1 protein-coding gene is annotated in these 1,673 nt (G+C 62.6%); it reads right to left on the bottom strand.

The features are described from left to right. Nucleotides 1-1,673: immunoglobulin-like domain-containing protein (locus APH33_RS27495; protein ID WP_371263276.1), on the bottom strand; the 1,673-nt coding region annotated here is incomplete at both ends.

Below are 1,673 nucleotides of genomic sequence, written 5' to 3'. Positions count from 1 at the left end.
CTGACGCCGTATAGATAATGGTGCCGCCTTCGGCCACGGACGGCGTTGCGGTCAGGGTGACGGTGGTGGTGTCCTGCACATCTGTGACGCTGCTGCTGACTGGCGCTTGATTGGCAACCAGGTTTTCGTAGTTGCCGCCGCTGACGCTGGTGATGCTATTGGTGACTGCCGCGTGGCCTTGATAGACGTCGTTGGTTACGGCAGCCGTGGCAGTGCCGGAACTCTGGCCGACCGGAATGGTGATGGTCTGGCCGTTGGCCAGGGTGACTACGACCGGGCTGCCGGTGACAGGGGCACCCACTGTTGCCGTATAAATAATGGTGCCGCCTTCCGCCACGGACGGCGTGGCGGTCAGGGTGACGCTGGTGGTGTCTTGCACATCGGTAACGGAGGTGCTGACCGTTGCCTGATTTGCGACCAGGTTCTCGTAATTGCCACCGCTGACCGCAGTGATTTGGTTACTGACGGCCGCGTGGCCTTGATAGACGTCATTGGTCACCACACCCGTGGCGGTACCGGAGCTTTGGCCGACCGGGATGGTGATGGTCTGGCCGTTGGCCAGGCTGACCACGACCGGGCTGCCGGTGACCGGCGCATTCACCGTGGCGGTGTAGATGATGGTGCCGCCTTCGGTCACAGATGGGGTGGCGGTTAGCGTGACGGTTGAGGTGTCGATGGTGTCAGTGACGGTGGTGGCTGCCGCCGTGCTGTTGATCGCCAGGTTCTCGAAGTTGCCACCCGAGGCACTGGTGATGTGGGCGCTCACCTGACCGGCATCGATATACGGATCATCAGCTGGCGCGGCAATGGCGACGCTTCCGGAGGTCTGATTGGCACCGATGGTGATGGTCTGGCCGTTGCTTAGCGTGACGGTTACCGCCGACTGCGCAGCATTGGTCAGGGTGGCGGTGTAAACGATCTGCCCACCTTCGGCCACGCTGGGCGTCGCCGTCAGCGAGACGGTCGTGGTGTCTTGGACATCGGTAACGGCGGTGCTGACAGGCGCCTGGTTTGCAACCAGGTTTTCGTAGGTTCCGCCGCTGACGCTGGTGATGCTGTTGGTGACCGCCGCGTGGCCTTGATAGACGTCGTTAGTCACGGCACCCGTGGCAGTGCCGGAACTCTGGCCGACCGGAATGGTGATGGTCTGGCCGTTGGCCATGCTGACTACGACCGGGCTGCCGGTGACAGGGGCGCCCACTGTTGCCGTATAAATAATGGTGCCGCCTTCCGCCACGGACGGCGGGGCGGTCAGGGTGACGCTAGTGGTGTCCTGGACATCGGTAACGGATGTGCTGACCGGTGCCTGGTTGGCGACCAGATTTTCGTAGTTGCCGCCGCTGACGCTGGTAATGCTGTTGGTGACGGCCGCGTGGCCTTGATAGACGTCATTGGTCACCGCACCCGTGGCGGTACCGGAGCTTTGGCCGACCGGGATGGTGATGGTCTGGCCGTTGGCCAAGCCGACTACAACCGGACTGCCAGAAACAGGGGCTTCGACTGACGCCGTATAAATGATGGTCCCGCCTTCCGCCACGGAGGGCGTGGCGGTCAGGGTGACGGTGGTGGTGTCCTGCACATCTGTGACGCTGGTGCTGACTGGCGCTTGATTGGCAACCAGGTTTTCGTAGTTGCTGCCGCTGACGCTGGTGATGCTGTTGGTAACTGCCGCA

It is taken from the genome of Pseudomonas sp. NBRC 111130 (genome assembly GCF_001320485.1).
GTDB classification, from domain to species: Bacteria; Pseudomonadota; Gammaproteobacteria; order Pseudomonadales; family Pseudomonadaceae; genus Aquipseudomonas; species Aquipseudomonas vlassakiae.
The sequence above is the reverse complement of the archived record's forward strand: the minus strand, read 5'-3'. Positions and strand labels throughout refer to the sequence as shown.